Raw genomic sequence first — 19068 nt, 5'->3', positions numbered from 1 at the left:
ACGCAATGTCGCAAGAACTACCAGGACTTGACCGTATAAGAGCGCGTTTTCTACATCTCCAAACAGCACGTCAGGCGGATATCGCTCAGTATGCATTGTTGGCATGGGAAAGCGACGATGCAGATACGAAACGTCTCAATTTACAGGCAGCACAAAACACGTTGCACCAGATAGCCGGAACCGCAGGATCGCTCGGCTTTAGGGAATTTGGTCAGACCGCGCGAAAATGTGAGGAACTGATTATCAAATTTTTCGAGAGCGCACCGTCCAGACATTCCGTTTTGATGCAAGAAATCCTCACGAATCTGGACGCTTTCGTGACTGAAAGCCAAAATCTGATATCTCGTTCCAGCTAACTCTGGCGGCTTTACCTGTTCATGTGTTCGGGTGAAGCAGTTCGCTAAGTCGACTTACTCATCGCCAGCTTTATCTGCTCAGGCAATGCCATTGGATCAAACGGTTTGGCAATTACTTCGACAGCGCCGTTCTTCAACAGCTCCTCAATTTCAAAGTGCTGGGCACGTGCGGTCATGAAAATTGCGGGAACGTTTTCCAATAGCGGGTCCTTTCGCATATGGTCCAACGCTTCACGGCCAGTCATTCCGGGCATCATCATATCGAGCAAGAATACATCCGGCGCAAATGCGGCAGCCTTGGCAACCGCTTCCTGACCTGATCCGCATTGAAGAACGTCAAATTCTCCTGAAAGCTCAAGAGCCATGAGCGCAATTTCACGAATGTCCGCATCATCTTCTACATGCAATAACTTGATCATCAGTTGCTTCTCCTTGTTCAAGCGCAACGTTTGACGTCGAGTGTTTTGATGCTGGAAGGCGCGGATTGCACCTTTGGCAAACAGAAAAAGAACCTAGCGCCCTTTCCCTCAGCCGACTCAAAACCGATTGTTCCGCCCATGTTTTCAACAATCGCCTTACAGATATTGAGGCCAAGCCCCGTTCCGCCTTTTAAAGCTCGATCCGAATTCGTCATGTCTGAAAACCTGCTAAATATTTTGTGCTGTTCATCTAGAGGAATCCCTTGCCCTTCATCGGTGACAGACACTCGGACAAGCTCGCCTTCGTCCCTCACGTCAACGAATATCGTCCCGCCCGGTTTTGAGAATTTGTAGGCGTTCGACAGTAGGTTTGTCATTACCTGAAGAAATCTATTTGGGTCGGTATTAAACGGAAAGGCACTTTCGGTTCCCGTCAGCTCAATCTGGACACCAAAGCGTTGTTGTAACACTGCACTCGCTTGATCCGCTTCTCTAATCAGCTCCGACAGATCGACCTCCTTGATCTCGATATCCATCTCGCCATCTGCCAATTTATCAAGGTCGAGGATATCGTTTATGATCAGGATCAAACGGTCGGCATTGCGGTGGGCGATCTCCAGGAGGGAGATGGCCCTATCTGGAAGGTCGCCCGCAGAGTTTGATAACAGCAAGCCCATCGCACCCTTTATCGACGTCAAAGGAGAGCGCAGCTCGTGGCTAACGGTCGAGATAAACGCGGATTTCTGTTTTTCTTGCTCGACCCGTTCCGATATGTCGGAGATCAGAATGAGATACCTGCCAGAGTTTTCTGCACCTGTCAGGAATTTAATGCTTACATCGACAGGCGCGCCCATCAGTACTGTTTCAAAGCGACTGGTGGTCTTGCCATCAGCGACAAGGGCGCGGCACGACGCCAAAACTTCGGCGGTATCGCCTGACGGGTCCAGATCGCTCACACTCCGTTTTGGGTAGTCTTTTCGGCAAGTGTTAAACCGGTTCTCTGCGGTGCGGTTCAAGTAGCTAACTGTTTCCATGCCGGAATCTATAATCCAGATGTCATCGCGCAACTCATAAAGAGTTTGGGCGGTATGACGCTCGGCGACGAGTTCATTCGTACTGCTGATGTCGGTCCGGACTGAAATTGATCCCGACCAGTTTCCGGCAGGGTCGAACAGGGGCATTATTGTTGATTCAGTAAAAATCTCGCGGCCGTCTTTACGGCGAAGCGGCGTTTCCCCTTTCCAGCTTTTGCCACTGTGAAGGTTTTCCCGAATATCGAAAGCGATTTTACTATCGAGATCATTGTAGAGCAATGTTACAGGCTGCCCGATCAGATCGGTACGGTCATAGCCCGTCAACTCGAGCAGCTTTTCATTCACTTCTGTCAGGTTTCCGGTTTCATCCACGATGTTGATGCAGGCATGTTTGTCAAACGCATCAAGCCGCTGCGACATCGAATGCCGAAAATCCCGGAACCGGCTCTCTACAGTCTTTTTTATGATGACGGTCGGAACAGTTCCAGCCAATACGATTGCACCGAAAATGGGGATCACTTGTGCAGGCCCGCCCGACAGGGCCAGCTGGGTAAGGGAGTACCACCCCGTCGCAACACCGCAGCCGCAAGTTATCGCGAGTGCGGTGCTGGACATCATAGTTATCGACTTTTTCATCGGACCTCGGCCCCACAAGCATTGTTAAAGGATCATACGATTATGATCATCTTCTGACTATTGGTCTGAGGAATGCCATTAGAATTCGTCATGAATATGACATTAAACGTTTTTCTTGCGGCACCCGCTCAAGAAGCAAGCTGTCTGCACTTGTTAATCGATGCAACGACAGTGGCCATCTCGGCTCGGCTCTTCACAATATCTGCAAATAGCCGCGGATCATTTGATCGGTTGCCATTGGCCGAAAGCCCGATGATCTTTGCCTTCGGCTGCAATTGAGCAATCTGCGCAATAAGGCTTCTAGCATCGCCATCCGGAAGGGTCCAATCTAGGATGACAATATCCAGCGGCTCACCGGTAATGAATTTCTGCGCAGTCGCGAGTGAGCTTGCGTGCCGTAAATCGGCGAAGTCCTCAAGTGAGGCTGCGAGGATTTCTGCAAAATCATGATCATCTTCAACATGTAAAATCTTCAGATTTTCGCGCTCTATCGATCTCGGCTTGGATGCCTCTTTGTGTGCGACCACTGTCGCATAGTCCGAGACAGGGATTGTGAACCAGAATATCGTTACGACATCCGCAATACTCTCAAATCCAATCTTTCCTCCCTGACGCTGCACGATCTGTTTTGATATATTCAGGCCCAGCCCTGTACCGCCGGTTGTACGGGTGTCAGATCCGTCAGCCTGTGAAAAGGGCTTAAAAATTTTGGACCGAAAGCTGTCCGGCACACCAGGGCCGCTATTTTGGACATAAACGATTATTTCGTCGTCGATCTGTTCTGCTTTGACGACAACTTCGCTATCGGCATCGGAATATTTGCAGGCGTTGGAGATAAGGTTGGCAAGAACCTGTTGGGTGCGACCGTAATCTGCACATACCGGCAAGCGCGCTTCGGGTATGTCAACCCGGATGGTACTGTTGTGCGTGGTTGCGAATGGAGACATTTGCTGTACGCTGACCTCAATAATCTCTGCGAGGTCGAGCTCGGTCGTATTAAACGTCACCTCCCCTGCGGATATCTTTTCGAGGTCGAGAATATCGTTCACGATGTCGGTCAACCGGTCAGCATTGGATTTCGCAATATCTATCAGGCGCGACTGCGCCGGTGTTAGTGCGGCCGTCTTCCCAGCCAACAGCAGCCCAAGCGCACCTTTTATAGATGTCAGCGGTGTGCGTAATTCGTGGCTCACTGTAGAAACGAATTCATCTTTCATAAGATCAATTTTCTTTTGATCTGTGATGTCGATAATCTGACCTATGAAAAAATAGCGGTTCTGGTTTTTATCGAATGACCATGAGATACTAAGGAGACCCCACCGCTTTTCTCCACTCGGCATGATGATCTGATGTTCAGCAGAATAGACCGACTGATCGTTATTTGACATCATTGTCGATATCGCAGAGTAAATTGATTTGCGTTCTGTATTGGGGATCATATCCGAAAGACGCGCACTGCTCATGAGATCCGCCTCGCTTCTACCTGCAAGGTCGGAAAACGCCGAGTTGACGTTGATGAAGTTGCCGCCATCATCCATCAAAGCCATGCCAATTGGAGCGTGTTGAATTATTTGCCGAAATAGCTTTTCGCTATTTTCGAGCGCGTTGCGATCGTGACGAAGTTCCGTGATATCGATCTGCGTTCCGATTAGCCTAAGCGCTTTGCCTTGCTCGTCCCGTTCGGCAACAACAGCGTCGGACCGCATCCAGCACCAGCTGCCATCCTTTGTCCTCAGGCGGTATTCGGTTGTCGAACGAACAGTTTTCCCCGCTATGCAATCAGCATCTGCCTGCTCCAGAATGCCAATGTCATCCGGATGAATGCGCTCGATAAAGCTTCTCTGAGTATCGAGCCCGTTGCACCTCTGATCGTAGCCCATAATCCTGCACCATGTATCTGACACCTCGGATTTACCTGTCGTGAGATCGATATCGAACACGCCGATTTCGGATCCTTGAAGCGCCATATCGAAAAGGGCCTTGCTTTGGTTGAGCGAACGGCGATCAGCATTTTGGCTGGTAAGATCGCGCAGAATGACCGTACTCCGTTTATCGCCTTCACTGCTTGTCCACTCGTTCCGGTGGAGGTCCAGCTCAAGCTGACTTCCCGAGCGGGTTATGCCTTTTGCATTAAAGGAACCATCCGAGGGTCGTGCTGGTGTTGCAATGGACGAGAGCGGGGCCATGTAAAGCTCCTCGGCACTTCGACCAAAGCAATTCTGTGCCGCTTGATTGGCAAAAAGGATCCGATCGGAGGCATCCAGTAAGAAAACGGACGTGACATCGTTTTCAACGATGGACCGGGTTTCCTGTTCTTGCGCTATTATTTGGCGGGATTTCAGTTCGGAAACTTTTTTGAGGTTTTGTGTGCGCTGCCGGGTATTTCGCAATATCGAAATAAGCATTGCAGTCAGTGTCAGCCCGGCGATCAAAATGCTCAGTGGTTGATATGTTCGCAACGCTGCTTCAAACTTCGGTGTGCTGTAAAACTCAAGAGTCCAATTTCGGCCAAATCGCTCGATTTGATAGACTTCAGTGAATTTTGCTTGCGAAACGGTGGCTCCCACTTCTTCGTACAAGGGTGCGCTGCCCTCTGCGGGTTTGCCGTCGAATGCTCTAAAACCATAACTTTGCCCATGGGTTGAGGTCAGGTTCGAGAACATATCCTGCGCAACAAAAGCTGCATTAATCCATCCGAGAAAAGGGCCACGTTTTTCGGATTCTAACGTCGTTCTATAAATCGGCATGAACAGAACATATCCTGCGCGCGATGCATCCGACTGCACCAGATAAATCGGCGGCGTAAGACGCGGTTCTCCGGTAGCTTTTGCCTCTCGCATTACAGCAGCGCGGTTGGCGGCAAAGGTTACATCCAACCCTATCGCTTCTGCGTTATTATCTTCTGGCTCCATATACTTAATGACATGGTGAACATTTTCCGCAGAGCGGCGCCGTATGCTAAAGTCAGGATCAACCTCTAAGCGCATCCGCCGCAGAAATTCATTAATATCGGCTTCAGGGACTTCTTCAATCAAACCGATGCCCGTGATGCTCGGCAACTGCTCTGGGATGTTCAGACCGTCAACGTAAACTCGAAAATCACTTTTCGTGACTTCACGTGATGCTGCTACAAACGCAGCTGTGCCCTTGATGCTCAGCAGATAAGTACGCAAGCGAGCATCTAGGACATCAAAACTTTCTTTCGTGATAGCCTCAAATTCCTGCGCACCTTTACGGGTGTGATGATTGAGATCCATTGTAAAAAGCATGCCAGTGAGGGCCAAAAGCCCAGATACCAGAAAGACGTCTAATCGAGAAAACAAACCGGCACCTCACAATAGCTTGTTCCTGCTTGGAAAAACTTTCTAAGCAGATCCTTTTGACACGCTTTCGTTCTACTTTTAGTTGTTTTAAGCGCCAAATGCATCTGCGAGATGGGTTATCTTCTTAAACTCTCAATAATGTGGTTTTATCGCACCTGTTTCGAATTGATCAGAGAAAATTCGCGATAGTGCTGACATCTAAGACCTGCGCCCCCAAGGCTTCCTTATTCGTAAGGAGAGTTCGCGGGTTTGGAGTTTATAGTCTTCGCCGTCTGGTTGGGCAAGCGCATCGTGTGCGGAGCCCTCAGATTTCTGCATCGTACGGCGCGCTTCAGCGGGTGTTTGGTTTCCGGGTGATGCGTGCGGTCTGGCGTTGTTGTAATCATACCGCCAGAGGGCCAGCTTGCGGCGAGCATCATTTAATGTGTCGAAAATTTCCTTGTCGCGCAGGCTGCCGTTGAAGGTTTTGACAAAATCATTCTGCTGAGGCTTGTTCTGTTGCGCCGCAACGCATGTCTACATGCGTGAGAATGGCGGGGGGGCAGGTCAGCGAATTTCGCCCAGCCCACCATGAACGTGGACGCGTAACATCTACTTGCCGCCGCCATCACTGTTCCTGAACATTCACAATCTGCCGCCGGCCAAGTGCCTGCCAAACTCCAAAGACTTTACGCACTGTGCAGACAACTGGTCAAAGCCACTGTCCCACCGTCCACCCCCAAATCAGATTATGCTAACGGGCGTTTTTGATCGTTGAACTGCAGAACGGTTCAATAAATCATGGTGTTTCGCGCCGGCGGACCGCGAAACACCATAAACATGATTTCAATGCGCTCCGACCGCACCACCCTTCACGCTCAGGAAAGGTAGCGGGGGATCAGGTTGTAGGGTGCATAAGGGACGTATTCACCGTTGGACATTTCTCCGACGTTGATATCCGCAAGGGTCAGGTCCTGTCCGCCGATGATCACAGCGATGACTTCTCCTTCTTGACGCAGCTCTGCGCCGGTGTCGTCTTCCAGCGGGGTCAATGATAAAATTAATGGATCAAGGCGGGATCCGGGAATTGTTCTGACGAGAATCGTATCCTCGCCTGCTATGAAATCGGTAATTATCGTCGGAGGAAGCGGCTCGTCGGCCCTAAGTGTATCCAGATCATGCTGGATGACGAACAGATCGTCGCCTTCGCCGCCTGTGATCATGTTGCCGTTCACAGAGAAGATTACATCATCACCACCGCCACCTGAGACTGTGTCTGTTTCGAGGAGAGTGTTGGTTTCGGTTTCATGGTCATAGGTGAACACCGATCCACCATCAGCAAAGATCGTGTCGTTGCCCGCGCCGCCATTCAGCACGTCACTACCGTTGACACCCGAAATGACATCGCCGCTGTTGCTGGCGGAAATATCATCATCCCCATAGCTGCCAATGACATAGCTGCCGTCAACGCTTTCGCCCAATGTGTATTCGGTCGTTGAACCATCAGAAGACTCTAGCCTCACCACAAGAGTGATATCCGTCAGTGTGAGGGGGCTGGTGCCCAAAAATTCAGCGACCAAATCATCACCAAGGTACAAATTGCTGCCGTCGCCATCGCTGCGCGGTTGCAAGGTGAATGCGCCGCCGTCGCCATCACCCGCTATGATATCGATGTGCAGGCTGTCCACTGTCGGATCGTAGTCGATAATTTGAGGGACAAGCGTGTCGGATATGCTTTCCTCCAGCGTCATGGTATCTGCACCCAGACCACCTGTAAGAGTGCTGCCGCGGTCGCCGCGCAGGATGTCGTCACCTTCACCGCCGTCCAGGAAATCATTGTTCGGGCCCGGATTGGCACCGGCAATACCGCGGGAAACAAGAACATCGTTACCGGCTCCGCCAAAGATCGTGTCAGATCCTCTGCCACCAGCCAGATCGTCGTTTCCGTCGCCGCCAACCAGCAGATCGTCACCTTCCATCGCGCGCAGTTCGTCGTTCCCGGAACCGCCGTTCAGGGTGTCATCACCGGTATCCGACCAAATTGTGTCGCTGCCGCTGCCCCCGCGCAGGCTGTCGTTGCCATTGTAGCCGCGCAAATAGTCATTGCCGCCTCCGCCAATTATTGTGTCGGAATCGCTTTCGCTGATTTCATCTGCGGGGACAATATCACTGCCTAGAAGTGTATCATCGCCCAGACCACCATCGATGAAGTCATTGTCGGCGCCGCCATTCAGGATGTCATCGCCGTTTTGGCCAAGAATGGTATCATCACCGCCCATACCGCTGACAGTGTCGTTGCCGTCCATGGCTTCGATCAAATCGGCGTTTTCTGTGCCGGTGAGGCTGTCGTCACCATCAGTGGCCACAATCCCATCCGGAACGAAAGGCGGCTCGACCACAGTAGGGGGATTGGGCGCTACCGGAGTTTCCGGCTCGGGCGGAAGCTCGCCTTCATCGGGGTCGACGACTTCTTTTTCGACCGGATCACCCGAGTCAGAAGAAAAAGCCGCAAAAGACACAGCGGCCAGAATCAAAAGTACGATTTCCATGGCCTAAACTTCCCGACTTACTGACGATTTTAAAATACGTTAGCAGCAGCCCAGCGGCTGGGTCGAGTCCGTCAGCAGGAGCGGGAAGATGCTAGTCTCTCTTGCCAGCAAAGCGCTCTGCCCATTCCTCGCGCTGCTCGTCGGTTATTTTGGCGAACAATACTTCGGGCACTTCGAACGCATGACCGGCAGACAGTTTGGCCACGGCGGCGGGAACATCATCGGGCCATCCAGCATCGGCGATTTTCATGCCTGCCAGCATTTTCTGCGCGGCATCGGGAATGAACGGCGCGGCAAGCGTGGCATAAAGCGGGATCAGGTTGAGCGCGAGGCGCACTTGTGCTGCGGCCTTGTCGGGGTCAGTTTTGAAGGTGGTCCATGGTGCTTGCGCTTGGAGGTATTCATTGCCCGCTGCCCAAATCGCGCGCAGTTCGGCGGCTGATTTGCGCACCTCCATCTTGTCCATCTGCTCACCGTATCGCGCCACACGCTCGCTCAAATCGGCAATCAGCGCTTGTTCCGCTTCGCCGTATTCGCCTGCTTCCGGCACCGCTTCGCCAAATTTGGACCGACAGAACTTTGTGATCCGGCTGACAAAATTACCCAGCACGTCGGCAAGGTCTTTGTTTACGTCGACCTGAAATGCGTCCCATGTGAATTCGGAATCCGATGTTTCGGGCGCGTGCGAAAGCAGCCACCAGCGCCAGTAGTCGGCGGGCAGAATTTCAAGCGCCTGATCCATAAACACGCCGCGCCCGCGTGACGTAGAGAACTGGCCACCATCATAATTCAGGTAGTTAAACGATTTGATGTAATCGACCAGCTTCCAAGGCTCGTTTGAACCCATGATTGTGGCGGGGAAGGAAAGCGTGTGGAACGGAACGTTGTCCTTGCCCATAAACTGGGTATAGCGTACGTCATCGGCGCCCTTGTCAGTGCGCCACCAACGCTGCCAGACACTGTCTTCGTTTGCGCCCCCTGCGGGCGCGGGAGCCTTGCCGGCATCAACCCATTCCTGCGCACAGGCAATATATTCAATCGGGGCATCGAACCAGACGTAAAACACCTTGCCCTCCATCCCCGGCCAAGGCTTGTCGCCACGTTTGACAGGCACGCCCCAGCTCAGATCGCGGGTGATGCCGCGGTCTTGCAATCCGTCACCGTCATGCAGCCACTTTTTGGCGATTGAGGTGGTCAGAACCGGCCAATCAATTTTAGAGTTGATCCAGTCGTCCAGACGGTCTTTCATCGCGCTCTGACGCAGCATCAGGTGTTTGGTCGCGCGCATCTCCAGATCGGTTGCACCCGACACGGTCGAGCGTGGATTGATCAGGTCTTCGGGATCAAGTTGCTTGGTGCAGTTGTCGCATTGGTCGCCGCGCGCATCTTCGAACCCGCAGTTGGGGCAGGTGCCCTCGACATAGCGGTCAGGCAGAAAGCGGCCATCGGTTTTGGAATAAATCTGGCTTTGCTCGACTTCCTCGATCAGCCCTTCGTCTGCCAGCGCACCTGCAAAATGCTGGGTCAGGCGCTTGTTCTGCTCCGATGACGACCGTCCGAAATGGTCAAATGACAGGCCGAACCGCTGGGCGATGTCCGCCTGCACCGCGTACATTTCCGCACAATATTCCTCGACAGGCTTGCCAGCCTTTGCGGCGGCCAGTTCAGCAGGGGTGCCGTGTTCGTCCGTGGCGCACAGAAACAGCACTTCGTTGCCGCGCTGGCGCTGGTAACGGGCATAAAGATCGGCGGGCAACTGGCTTCCCACCAGATTACCGAGGTGTTTGATGCCGTTGATATACGGAATGGCAGACGTGATGAGATGACGGGTCATGTGGGAGGTTCCTTCGCAGATCATCCCCCCCTTAACCGCTGGCGCGACAAGGATCAATCTAGTGCAGTACAGCGATGATCGCGTTGCGCAGATCGGCGTCGGCTTCGGGCGGCAGGCTGCCTTGCCAGTTTGCCACAAAAACCGTGCCGCTGGTGGCGCTCACAAACTGCGCGCCGATGCGGCGCGAGGGGGGGGGGCGCTGCGCCATAGGCCGGAACGGATAAGCGTGTGTTCTCCTGCACTGAATTGGTGATATACGCCCAAACCTGCGCCGCTGTCGCGATCGTAGGAAAACTTGTGCGGCGCTTGCATCCAGGGGCGCGACGGGTGATGCCAATGCATCACAAAGCGGGCGTAGTCCTGTGCGGACACGATCCACCCGCCGAAGCCCGCCGTCGCCCACATGCTGGCATCTGCTGCCCCTGCTGGTGCCATTGTTGTGCGGTAACAGACATCGCTGCAAGCCTCGCCTGTCATGCATTCGATAATCTGACCCAGCAGCGGGAAGTTTACGTTTGAATAAGAATGTGTGCGCTTATCACTTTGGTGTCGGGGATCACGCAGTGCTTCGCGGGCGAAATTGATCTGGGTATACAGGTTGCGCCGCTCTCCGGCGGTTTCATCGGCATCAATATTTTTCGGCAGTCCGCTTGTGTGCGTTGCAAGGACGGATAAGGGCAGCTTTGCCAGTTCAGGATGGGGTGCCATGCCGATATTCTCCCAAACCTCGCCCAGATCGGATAGCGGGGTGGACCAGCCGTGCGTAGATTGGGCTAGCAGGCCGTTTAGGCACATGGCGGTCACCGCTTTTGACAGGCTGGCAACAGGATAGGGCATCGCGGCCCCTTGCCGCGCTGTGGGTGATGACGCCTTACTCGCCGATGGCCATGGCGCTTTCGCTGAGCTCAGGGCGCTGCATCCAGTCGCGCCATACGCTTTCCACCTTGGCGGGGTCGGTGACGGGCGCAATTACTGCGCCCACCTGTACCGCCGAAGATTTTTGCGGCAAAAATGAAGAGATCAGAACGATCAGCAGGAAGGAAAGCAATCCTGCGGCAACAAGTTGTAAAATGCGCATCCCTCGACCTCGCCCTGTGTGGTCTGCGGGGTTTGACGCGAAAAACAGGCAGCACTAGGGCATCTTGTTGTATTTCTCGCGATCACGGCCAAACAAACGCCCCACGATGAACGACGTGCGCGGCGCGTTGATATAGGCGGTGCGTACCTTGCGTGTCGGGCGTGCTCTCATCCGTGCAATGCTGAACAGCACCAATGCGCCATGGCCACCGGCAAGCAGAATAAACAACGCCTTGGGGCCGTAATTGTCGATCAGGATGGAAGAGCCATAGGGCGCGGCGATTGCGCCCAGAGCAAACCAGAACATCAAAGCGGCAGAAAGCTCTACCCGCTCGTCTGAGGCAGCGAAATCATGGGCGTGGGCGGCGGCGACAGAATATATCGGGAAAGTCGTAAGACCGAACAATCCCGCAGATAAAAGCACTCCGCTGACACCCCAGCCTGCCGTTGCGATAGTGACGCCGCAACTGCCGATGGACGCGATGGACAACCAGACCAACACTTTGCGGCGATCGAATTTGTCGGCCAGCAATCCGATGGGCAGCTGCGCTATGGCGCCACCGATCACAAAGGCCGACAGGAACCACGCGATTTGCCCCGCGCTCAGGCCCACTTCCTGCCCGTAAATCGGGCCAACCATTCTGAAAGACGCGCTGGACAGCGCGGCGACAAGCACGCCCGCAACAGCCAAGGGCGAGCGGGCGTAGGCAAGCGCGGGGCGCAATCGCGGCGATTGCGGGGTTTCGGGTTGGGACACGGTGGTGAGTGTGATCGGGAGCAAAGCCGCACAGCACAAAATCGCGAGAATATTGTATGAAATGTAATCGGCAGGGGCCAGAATGCCGATGATTCCCTGGGCCGCAAGGCTGCCTGTCATGTCCACCATCCGGTAGGTGCCCATGGCGCGACCGCGGGTTTCGTTGGTTACTTTCGACTGCAACCATGCTTCGACAACGGTATAACACCCCGCCACGCACAGACCTGACGCGACCCGCATCAATGCCCATGCATAGGGGTTGATGATCATCATGTGTGCGATCAGACCGATGCTGCCTGCGGCGGTAAAGGCGGCAAAGGCGCGGCTGTGGCCGACACTGCCCAGAAGGCGCGGCGCAAACCAGCAACCGATAAAGAACCCGACAAAATGGGCCGAGCCGAGCATGCCGATCTCTTGACGCGAAAAGCCGAGCGCGGTGCCCGAAAGTACGTCCAGCGGACCAACCCCGCCGGACGATAACTGCAACAGGACGACAGAAAAAAACAGCGCCGCAAATGAAATCATCATTCTCATGTCACTTGAATGATCCTGTTGAATATAAAAGGACAGACAAATCCGACAAACATTGTCTGTTTCCGTCTAATTTTCCGACAAGCACATAAACCGGTTGCGACCACAGATGCGCCAGCTAGTGTCTGCGCGACGAACAGAAAGGGCAGCGCGATGCAGATGAGAAAACTTGGCCGTACGGATATTGAAGTTTCCAAATATTGTTTGGGGTCAATGACATGGGGCACACAAACTGCATCCGCTGATGCACATGCGCAGATTGATCGCGCGCTTGCCGCCGGGATAAATTTTGTCGATACGGCAGAGCTTTATCCGGTAAACCCGATCAGCGCCGAAACCCAAGGGCGCACCGAAGGAATCATCGGGGACTGGTTTGCCCGGTCAGGTGGTCGTGCCCGCGTTGTATTGGCCAGCAAACACGCGGGCGAAGGGGTCATGCACGTGCGTGACGGTGCCCACATTACACCTGAAACAATCAGCGCCGCACTGGATGGATCGCTTGAGCGGCTCAAAACCGATTACATCGACCTCTACCAGTTCCACTGGCCCAATCGCGGCAGCTATATGTTCCGCAAGCATTGGTCGTATGATCCAACGTCGCAAAACCGCGCCGAGACCATCCAGAATATCGAAGATTGCCTTGGCGCGCTGCAGAGAGAAGTGGATCGGGGCCGCATTCGTGCTTTCGGAATGAGCAACGAAAGCGCGTGGGGGTTGACCCAATGGGCAAACGCGGCGGAGCGGGGGCATGGCCCGCGTGTTGCCACGGTACAAAACGAATACTCCCTGTTGTGCCGCATGGCCGATACCGATGTGGCAGAGGTGTGCCACAACGAAGATATCGGCATGATGGCATTTTCCCCGCTGGCTACAGGGCTGTTGACGGGCAAGTATCAAGGCGGGGCTGTGCCCGATGGATCACGGCTGTCTTATGGCGGCGATCTGGGCGGGCGCAAGACACCGTATGTGTTTGCGGCAGTCGATGCCTATCTGGATATCGCCTCCAGACACGGGCTTGATCCGGTGCACATGGCATTGGCGTGGGTCCGTGAGCGCCCGTTCATGGCTTCGGTAATTTTCGGCGCCACCGAGATGACACAGCTGGAGCGCATTCTCGAAGGCACCGATCTGGTGCTTGACGATGAAGTAATGGCCGATATCGACACAGCCCACCGCGCGCATCCGATGCCGTTCTAGACGCGAAACCATGTAAATAAAGAGTCGCCTGGGGATGGAAACTCACCAGGCTCTTGCGCAATAGTGCGTAGAAATTTGAGGAGATCACCATGCCACTTGCCATGAACCGCGAGGTTTTCATCACCTGTGCCGTCACCGGATCGGGCGCCACGCAGGACCGTAGCCATCATGTGCCACGTTCGCCCGAACAGATTGCAGATAGTGCGATCAAGGCGGCCAAAGCTGGCGCGGCAGTGGTGCATTGCCATGTGCGCGACCCCGAAACAGGTGCGCCCAGCCGTGATCTCGCGCTTTACCGCGAAGTGACTGAACGCATCCGCGGCAGCGATACCGATGTGGTGCTGAACCTGACGGCTGGCATGGGCGGCGACATTGTGTTCGGCGGTGTCGAAAATCCGATGGACCTCAACTCCGCGGGCACAGATATGGTCGGCGCGACCGAACGTATGGCCCACATCACCGAGTGCCTGCCTGAAATCTGCACACTTGATTGCGGCACCATGAACTTTGCCGAGGCCGATTACGTGATGACCAACACCCCCGGTATGCTGGTCGCGATGGGGCAGATGATGACCGATCTGGGCGTAAAGCCCGAGATCGAAGCGTTTGATACCGGCCACCTTTGGTATGCCAAGGAACTGGTCAACCAAGGCGTATTGGACGCGCCTGCGCTGGTGCAGCTTTGCATGGGCGTTAAATGGGGCGCGCCAGATGATCTGAACACCTTTATGGCGATGGTCAACAATGTGCCAGCTGACTGGACGTTCTCGGGTTTTGGTCTGGGGCGCAACCAGATGGCATATGTCGCGGCGTCCGTATTGGCGGGGGGCAATGTGCGTGTCGGTCTGGAAGACAATCTTTGGCTCGACAAAGGTGTGCTGGCCGAAAACCACGAGCTGGTGACGCGCGCGCGGGGTATCATCGAAAGCATGGGCTCAACGATCATCGGCCCTGATGCTGTGCGTGAAAAGCTGGGTCTGCAAAAGCGGATGCCGCGTTGATACGCGGTTTGGTGGCGGCGGCCGTTATGGCGCTGGGCGCATGTGCCGCCACACCGCCAACGGCCGCCTACGGCCCAAGTTATCGAAATCCTGACGCGCTGATCGGCGTAACCTCGCGCTATAACGCGCAGAAGTTCGCGGGCGTGTGGTATATCCGTGCAGGCTTTGACCCCGCTCTGGGGCGCATGGCGTTTCGCATGATCGACACGCACAAGGGGCAGGTGATGCGGTTGGGCGCATTTGTGTGTGACCCGGCAGGCGTTTGTGGTGACTTTTCCGAAGATTTGCCCGTGACCCGTCTGGGCAAAGGGCAGTTTCGCGCGCGTATGCCTGACGGGCAGGATCGTGACTTCTGGGTGCTGTGGGTTGATGAAGGTTTTCGCACCGCGGTACTGGGCAACAAACAGGGCAATTTCGGCTGGATCGTCGATCGCAGCACCAAAGGGGGTGTTGACCGGATCAAGGCAGCCACCGAAATACTGGATTTCAACGGCTATGACATTAGCAAACTGAAGGTAGTGAAATGAGCAAGACAGCAGCAATAATCGGCGGTGGCGTGATCGGCGGCGGCTGGGCCGCGCGGTTTGTTCTGAACGGCTGGAACGTTCAGGTGTTCGACCCCGACCCACAAGCCGAACGCAAGATCGGCGAAGTCATGGCCAACGCGCGCCGCTCGCTGCCCGGACTGACAGACATCGCGCTGCCGCCCGAGGGCAAGATCACCTATCACGCCAGCATCGGCGAGGCTGTGCAGGGCGCCCAGTGGATACAGGAAAGCGTGCCCGAGCGGCTGGACATCAAATACGCCACCTTTGCCGAAGTGCAAAGCGCGTGCCTGAAAGATGCGGTGATCGGTTCGTCCACCTCCGGGTTCAAGCCGTCAGAGCTACAACAGGGCGCGATGCGACCCGAACAGATTATGGTCGCGCATCCGTTTAACCCTGTCTACCTGCTGCCTCTGGTGGAGCTGGTCGCGGTTAATGCGGATCAGGCGCTGGTCGAGAACGCCAAGAAAATTCTGGTCTCGATCGGAATGCACCCGCTGCATCTGAAAAAAGAAATTGATGCGCACGTGGCTGACCGCTTTTTAGAGGCGGTCTGGCGTGAGGCGCTGTGGCTGGTCAAGGACGGCATTGCCACCACAGAAGAAATCGACAACGCGATCCGCTACGGTTTTGGCATACGCTGGGCGCAGATGGGGCTGTTCGAAACCTACCGCGTGGCGGGAGGCGAAGCAGGCATGAAGCACTTCATGGCGCAATTCGGCCCTGCGCTGAAATGGCCGTGGACCAAGCTGATGGATGTACCGGAATTTACTGATGAGCTGGTGGATCTGATTGCAGGCCAGTCTGACGCACAATCGGGGCTGTACTCCATCCGCGAGCTTGAGCGTATCCGCGACAACAACCTTGTCACCATGATGCGGGGCCTGAAGGCGCAGGATTGGGGCGCGGGTGCGCTGCTGAACCTGCAAGAGGCCGAAATGCGTGCGGGTACGGTGCATGGGGCTGTTGCCGCCGATCTGGCGGCGGATGAACTGGTTGAAACTGCACACCGTACGGTGCCGCTGGACTGGACCGATTACAACGGTCACATGACGGAATCGCGCTATCTTCAAGCGTTCGCCGATGCGACCGACCGGTTTATGGCGATTATCGGGTGTGACGCCCAATATATCTCGTCCGGCGGCAGCTATTTCACCGCCGAGACGCATATACGCCATCTTGACGAAGTGCACGCAGGTGCGTTGATCACCATACGGACCCGTGTGGTGATGGGAGAGGGCAAAAAGATGCACCTCTGGCACGAAATGCACGAAGGTGATCGTCTGCTTGCCACCGGAGAGCACTTCCTGCTCCACGTAAGCCTTGAGACACGTAAGCCGACGCCGCCAGCCCCCCATATCGAGGCGGCACTCGTGCGGTTTGCCCAAGGGCACGCTGCACTAGCGGTGCCCGAAGGGCTGGGCCGCGCCATCGGTGGATCAAAGTAGCGAAAATGTGACGGCGGGTTTCGGGTGTAGGGGGAGAGGCGCGGCATTCCTTTCCGGAAACAGGATTATCCGACATCTGAAATCCCAAATCGCCCCGAAAGGATGGTCGCGTTTCGTTACGCCCTGTGACTGACCGGCACTATTTCTGCTGGCTCCGGTGTGGCAGCCTAGGGGCTGGCGATGTTCTTGCCTGCGGGATGGAGTGGCGCGGCCTTTATGATGTTGGTTCAACGCTGTTCTTGCACAGTTTGCTTGACCACGAATTACTGCAAGGGGAGCCGTTCGGCGTTGTGCAGGCTGGCAGAAGGGATTGTCCAATTCCACGTGTCCGCTCGCCCATGTTCCCCTGACTTTCCAAGCGGTAAGAATATCCGATATCAGCGTTTGGGACTATCTGGCGGCGTGTTCTGCGGCGCTGTCGGCTTGAACAACCCTAACCTTTCCGTATCATCAAGCTATGCGCGAGGGTAGGACCACACGGCCATTACCGAAGATCACGGTTTGCTAGAGTTTCTGCTTCTCAACAGCAACCTCCGCATAGTTCACTCCATGCACCCACGCGTTACATGGTGTCGCCGTTAGCCGTCTTATCGGGAACCGCGTGCGCGGTTTAAAAAGCAGAAAGCGGGGGAGGTGTGTCAGCCTGACGGTGACATTATTCGCCGCTACCTGCGGCATGGGAAAAATCCGATAGCATATCCGTACTGGCGTGGCGGGCCGGATTGATGCACTAGGGCAGGATGTACACACCTGACCTCTGGATCATCGTTTCCCTGCTGGCTGCTATGTTTCAGACGGTGCGGTTCATGTTACAAAAAGTGCTGGCGACTGCCACGCTCAGCCCTGCGGGAGCTACGTTCTCGCGGTTCATTTATTCGGCACCGTTTATCGCGGTGCTACTTGCGGTCTATATGCAGGCGACCGCCGCCAGCTTGCCCGCAATGAATTTGCGGTTCTGGGGTTTTGGCCTGTTGGGTGGCAGCAGCCAGATACTGGCCACTGTCTGCGTCGTTGCGTTGTTCAAAGAGCGCAACTTTGCTGTTGGTATCACCTTCAAAAAGACCGAGGTTATCCAGACCGTACTGGTTGGTTCGCTTTTGCTGGGCGAACTGGTCAGCTGGTGTGGTTTTGCTGCGATCGCCCTCGGGCTTGTGGGGGTGCTGCTGCTGTCGGGTGGCAAGGATGCATCGGGGTTTCACCTGTCTGATCTGCGTAACCGCGCGGCAGGGTTGGGGATTGCGTCTGGCATCCTGTTTGCTTTTTCCGCTGTCAGCTATCGCGGTGCATCACTCACGCTGGCCACGGATGATCCGTTGTTGCGCGCTGGCGTGACGTTGATGGCGGTGGTACTGATGCAGATGCTGATCATGTCCGTCTGGCTGTATCTGCGCGAGCAGGGCGAGATCGGTCGCGTTTGGCGCGCGCGGCGCGTCGCAATCTGGATCGGGCTGACCTCGATGGGCGGCTCGCTGTGCTGGTTCATCGCCTTCACGCTGCAAAATGCCGCCTATGTGAACGCTTTGGGTCAGGTCGAACTGATCATGAGTGTCATCGCCTCAACCCTGTTTTTCCGCGAAAAGATCACCGCGCGCGAGGCTATAGGAATGGCCATTCTGGTCGCATCGATCCTGTTGCTGATCCTTGCGATTTAATCTTTCCCCGCGTAAGGGGTGGCGTGCCCGCGCAGGCGCAGAAACAGGCTTTCTTCGTCGTTATTCTTGAAATAGGGCACCGATTCCGGCGGCTCCAGTTCGCGCGCGCGGGCTTCAACCTCTGCCAGCACAACTTCGGTGATGAAGGGCATGTCAAAACGGCGCGCATCGCTCAGCGGTACCCATTGCAGGTGCGAAAGCTCGTCGCAGGCGGCATCAAAATTATCGGGGTCACTGGCAACCGCATCAGCATCCAGCAAGAAGAACCGCGCGTCAAAACGGCGGGGACGGCCGGGTGGGGTGAGAGCGCGGAACACAAATTGCAACGCGCTTGCGTGCGGGACATGGCCTGTTGCGGCGTAGGTTTTCCAGTCATCCGGCACCTCGCCATCCCATGTGCCTTGGGCGCCAAGGATCAGGCCGGTTTCCTCCCACAATTCGCGCACGGCGGCGACAGGGATTGCGTGTGCCAGCGCAGCGTCTGCATCTTCCTGAATTCGCGCAGCACATTGCGGGGGCAAACCTGCAGCAAGCGGTACGTGCGCATCGGCAGGATCCACAGCACCGCCGGGAAAGACAAACTTGTTGGGCATGAACGCTGCTTTCGCGCCGCGCTGTCCCATCAGGATTGACGGGTTTGTCATCCGGTCACGGATCACGATAACCGTTGCTGCGTTTCGTATTGCGGTTTTATCAATGCTCATCTAGCGCCTCTTCGTGTCAGGGGGCC

General features: G+C 55.3%; 15 protein-coding genes and 1 pseudogene. 6 read left to right on the top strand and 10 right to left on the bottom strand.

Annotation, left to right across the window (positions count from 1 at the left end; genetic code table 11):
* Positions 1-5: 5 nt before the first annotated feature.
* The gene (locus OS189_RS09040) at positions 6-356 is read left to right on the top strand and encodes an Hpt domain-containing protein (RefSeq protein ID WP_267166964.1); all 351 of its coding nucleotides are present in this window, start codon (positions 6-8) and stop codon (positions 354-356) included.
* 44 nt (positions 357-400) lie between these two features.
* Here the strand turns inward: OS189_RS09040 and OS189_RS09035 are convergent, their stop codons facing one another.
* From OS189_RS09035 to OS189_RS08995, 9 genes and pseudogenes are all read right to left on the bottom strand, one after another.
* Complete coding sequence (locus tag OS189_RS09035; RefSeq protein WP_267166963.1) at positions 401-775, bottom strand: response regulator; 375 nt, start codon at positions 773-775, stop codon at positions 401-403.
* 17 nt (positions 776-792) lie between these two features.
* A complete protein-coding gene (locus OS189_RS09030) occupies positions 793-2427 on the bottom strand; it encodes a PAS domain-containing sensor histidine kinase (protein WP_267166962.1) in 1635 nt (544 codons plus the stop codon).
* A 146-nt stretch (positions 2428-2573) separates the two neighbouring features.
* Positions 2574-5702: a CHASE domain-containing protein gene (locus tag OS189_RS09025; RefSeq protein WP_267166961.1), complete on the bottom strand. Its 3129-nt coding sequence runs from the start codon at positions 5700-5702 to the stop codon at positions 2574-2576.
* Positions 5703-5966: 264 nt separating this feature from the next.
* Positions 5967-6260 (bottom strand): annotated as a pseudogene (locus tag OS189_RS09020) (integrase core domain-containing protein); the annotation flags it as partial.
* A gap of 365 nt (positions 6261-6625) precedes the next feature.
* Positions 6626-8296, bottom strand: a complete 1671-nt coding sequence (locus OS189_RS09015) for a calcium-binding protein (RefSeq protein WP_267166960.1) — start codon at positions 8294-8296, stop codon at positions 6626-6628.
* Positions 8297-8387: 91 nt separating this feature from the next.
* Positions 8388-10130 carry a methionine--tRNA ligase gene (gene metG / locus OS189_RS09010; RefSeq protein WP_267166959.1) on the bottom strand — a complete coding sequence of 581 codons (1743 nt, stop codon included), beginning with the start codon at positions 10128-10130 and terminating at the stop codon, positions 8388-8390.
* Positions 10131-10289: 159 nt separating this feature from the next.
* Entirely contained in the window at positions 10290-10967 is a 678-nt protein-coding gene (locus OS189_RS09005) for a serine hydrolase (RefSeq protein ID WP_267166958.1), read from the bottom strand.
* Positions 10968-11001: 34 nt separating this feature from the next.
* Positions 11002-11208, bottom strand: coding sequence for a hypothetical protein (locus OS189_RS09000; RefSeq protein WP_267166957.1), 207 nt, complete (start codon positions 11206-11208; stop codon positions 11002-11004).
* A 54-nt stretch (positions 11209-11262) separates the two neighbouring features.
* Positions 11263-12498: an MFS transporter gene (locus tag OS189_RS08995; protein WP_267166956.1), complete on the bottom strand. Its 1236-nt coding sequence runs from the start codon at positions 12496-12498 to the stop codon at positions 11263-11265.
* Between the two features lie 150 nt (positions 12499-12648).
* Between OS189_RS08995 and OS189_RS08990 the strand changes: the two genes are divergently transcribed.
* From OS189_RS08990 to OS189_RS08970, 5 genes are all read left to right on the top strand, one after another.
* On the top strand, positions 12649-13692 hold the full coding sequence (locus OS189_RS08990; RefSeq protein ID WP_267166955.1) for an aldo/keto reductase: 1044 nt from the start codon (positions 12649-12651) through the stop codon (positions 13690-13692).
* Positions 13693-13781: 89 nt separating this feature from the next.
* Positions 13782-14693, top strand: a complete 912-nt coding sequence (gene bcoG, locus OS189_RS08985; protein ID WP_267166954.1) for a 3-dehydrocarnitine:acetyl-CoA trimethylamine transferase BcoG — start codon at positions 13782-13784, stop codon at positions 14691-14693.
* 11 nt (positions 14694-14704) lie between these two features.
* Positions 14705-15220 carry a lipocalin family protein gene (locus tag OS189_RS08980; RefSeq protein ID WP_267166953.1) on the top strand — a complete coding sequence of 172 codons (516 nt, stop codon included), beginning with the start codon at positions 14705-14707 and terminating at the stop codon, positions 15218-15220.
* Positions 15217-16686: a carnitine 3-dehydrogenase gene (locus OS189_RS08975; protein WP_267166952.1), complete on the top strand. Its 1470-nt coding sequence runs from the start codon at positions 15217-15219 to the stop codon at positions 16684-16686. The genes OS189_RS08980 and OS189_RS08975 overlap by 4 nt, the downstream gene beginning before the upstream one ends.
* A 740-nt stretch (positions 16687-17426) precedes the next feature.
* Positions 17427-18338 carry an EamA family transporter gene (locus OS189_RS08970; RefSeq protein ID WP_267166951.1) on the top strand — a complete coding sequence of 304 codons (912 nt, stop codon included), beginning with the start codon at positions 17427-17429 and terminating at the stop codon, positions 18336-18338.
* On the opposite strand, the gene OS189_RS08965 is transcribed toward OS189_RS08970, so the two are convergent.
* Positions 18335-19042, bottom strand: coding sequence for an NUDIX hydrolase (locus tag OS189_RS08965; protein ID WP_267166950.1), 708 nt, complete (start codon positions 19040-19042; stop codon positions 18335-18337). The two genes, OS189_RS08970 and OS189_RS08965, sit on opposite strands and share 4 nt — an antisense overlap.
* Positions 19043-19068 lie beyond the last annotated feature (26 nt).

The organism is Sulfitobacter sp. F26169L (genome assembly GCF_026410285.1).
Lineage (GTDB): Bacteria > Pseudomonadota > Alphaproteobacteria > Rhodobacterales > Rhodobacteraceae > Sulfitobacter.
The sequence above is the reverse complement of the archived record's forward strand: the minus strand, read 5'-3'. Positions and strand labels throughout refer to the sequence as shown.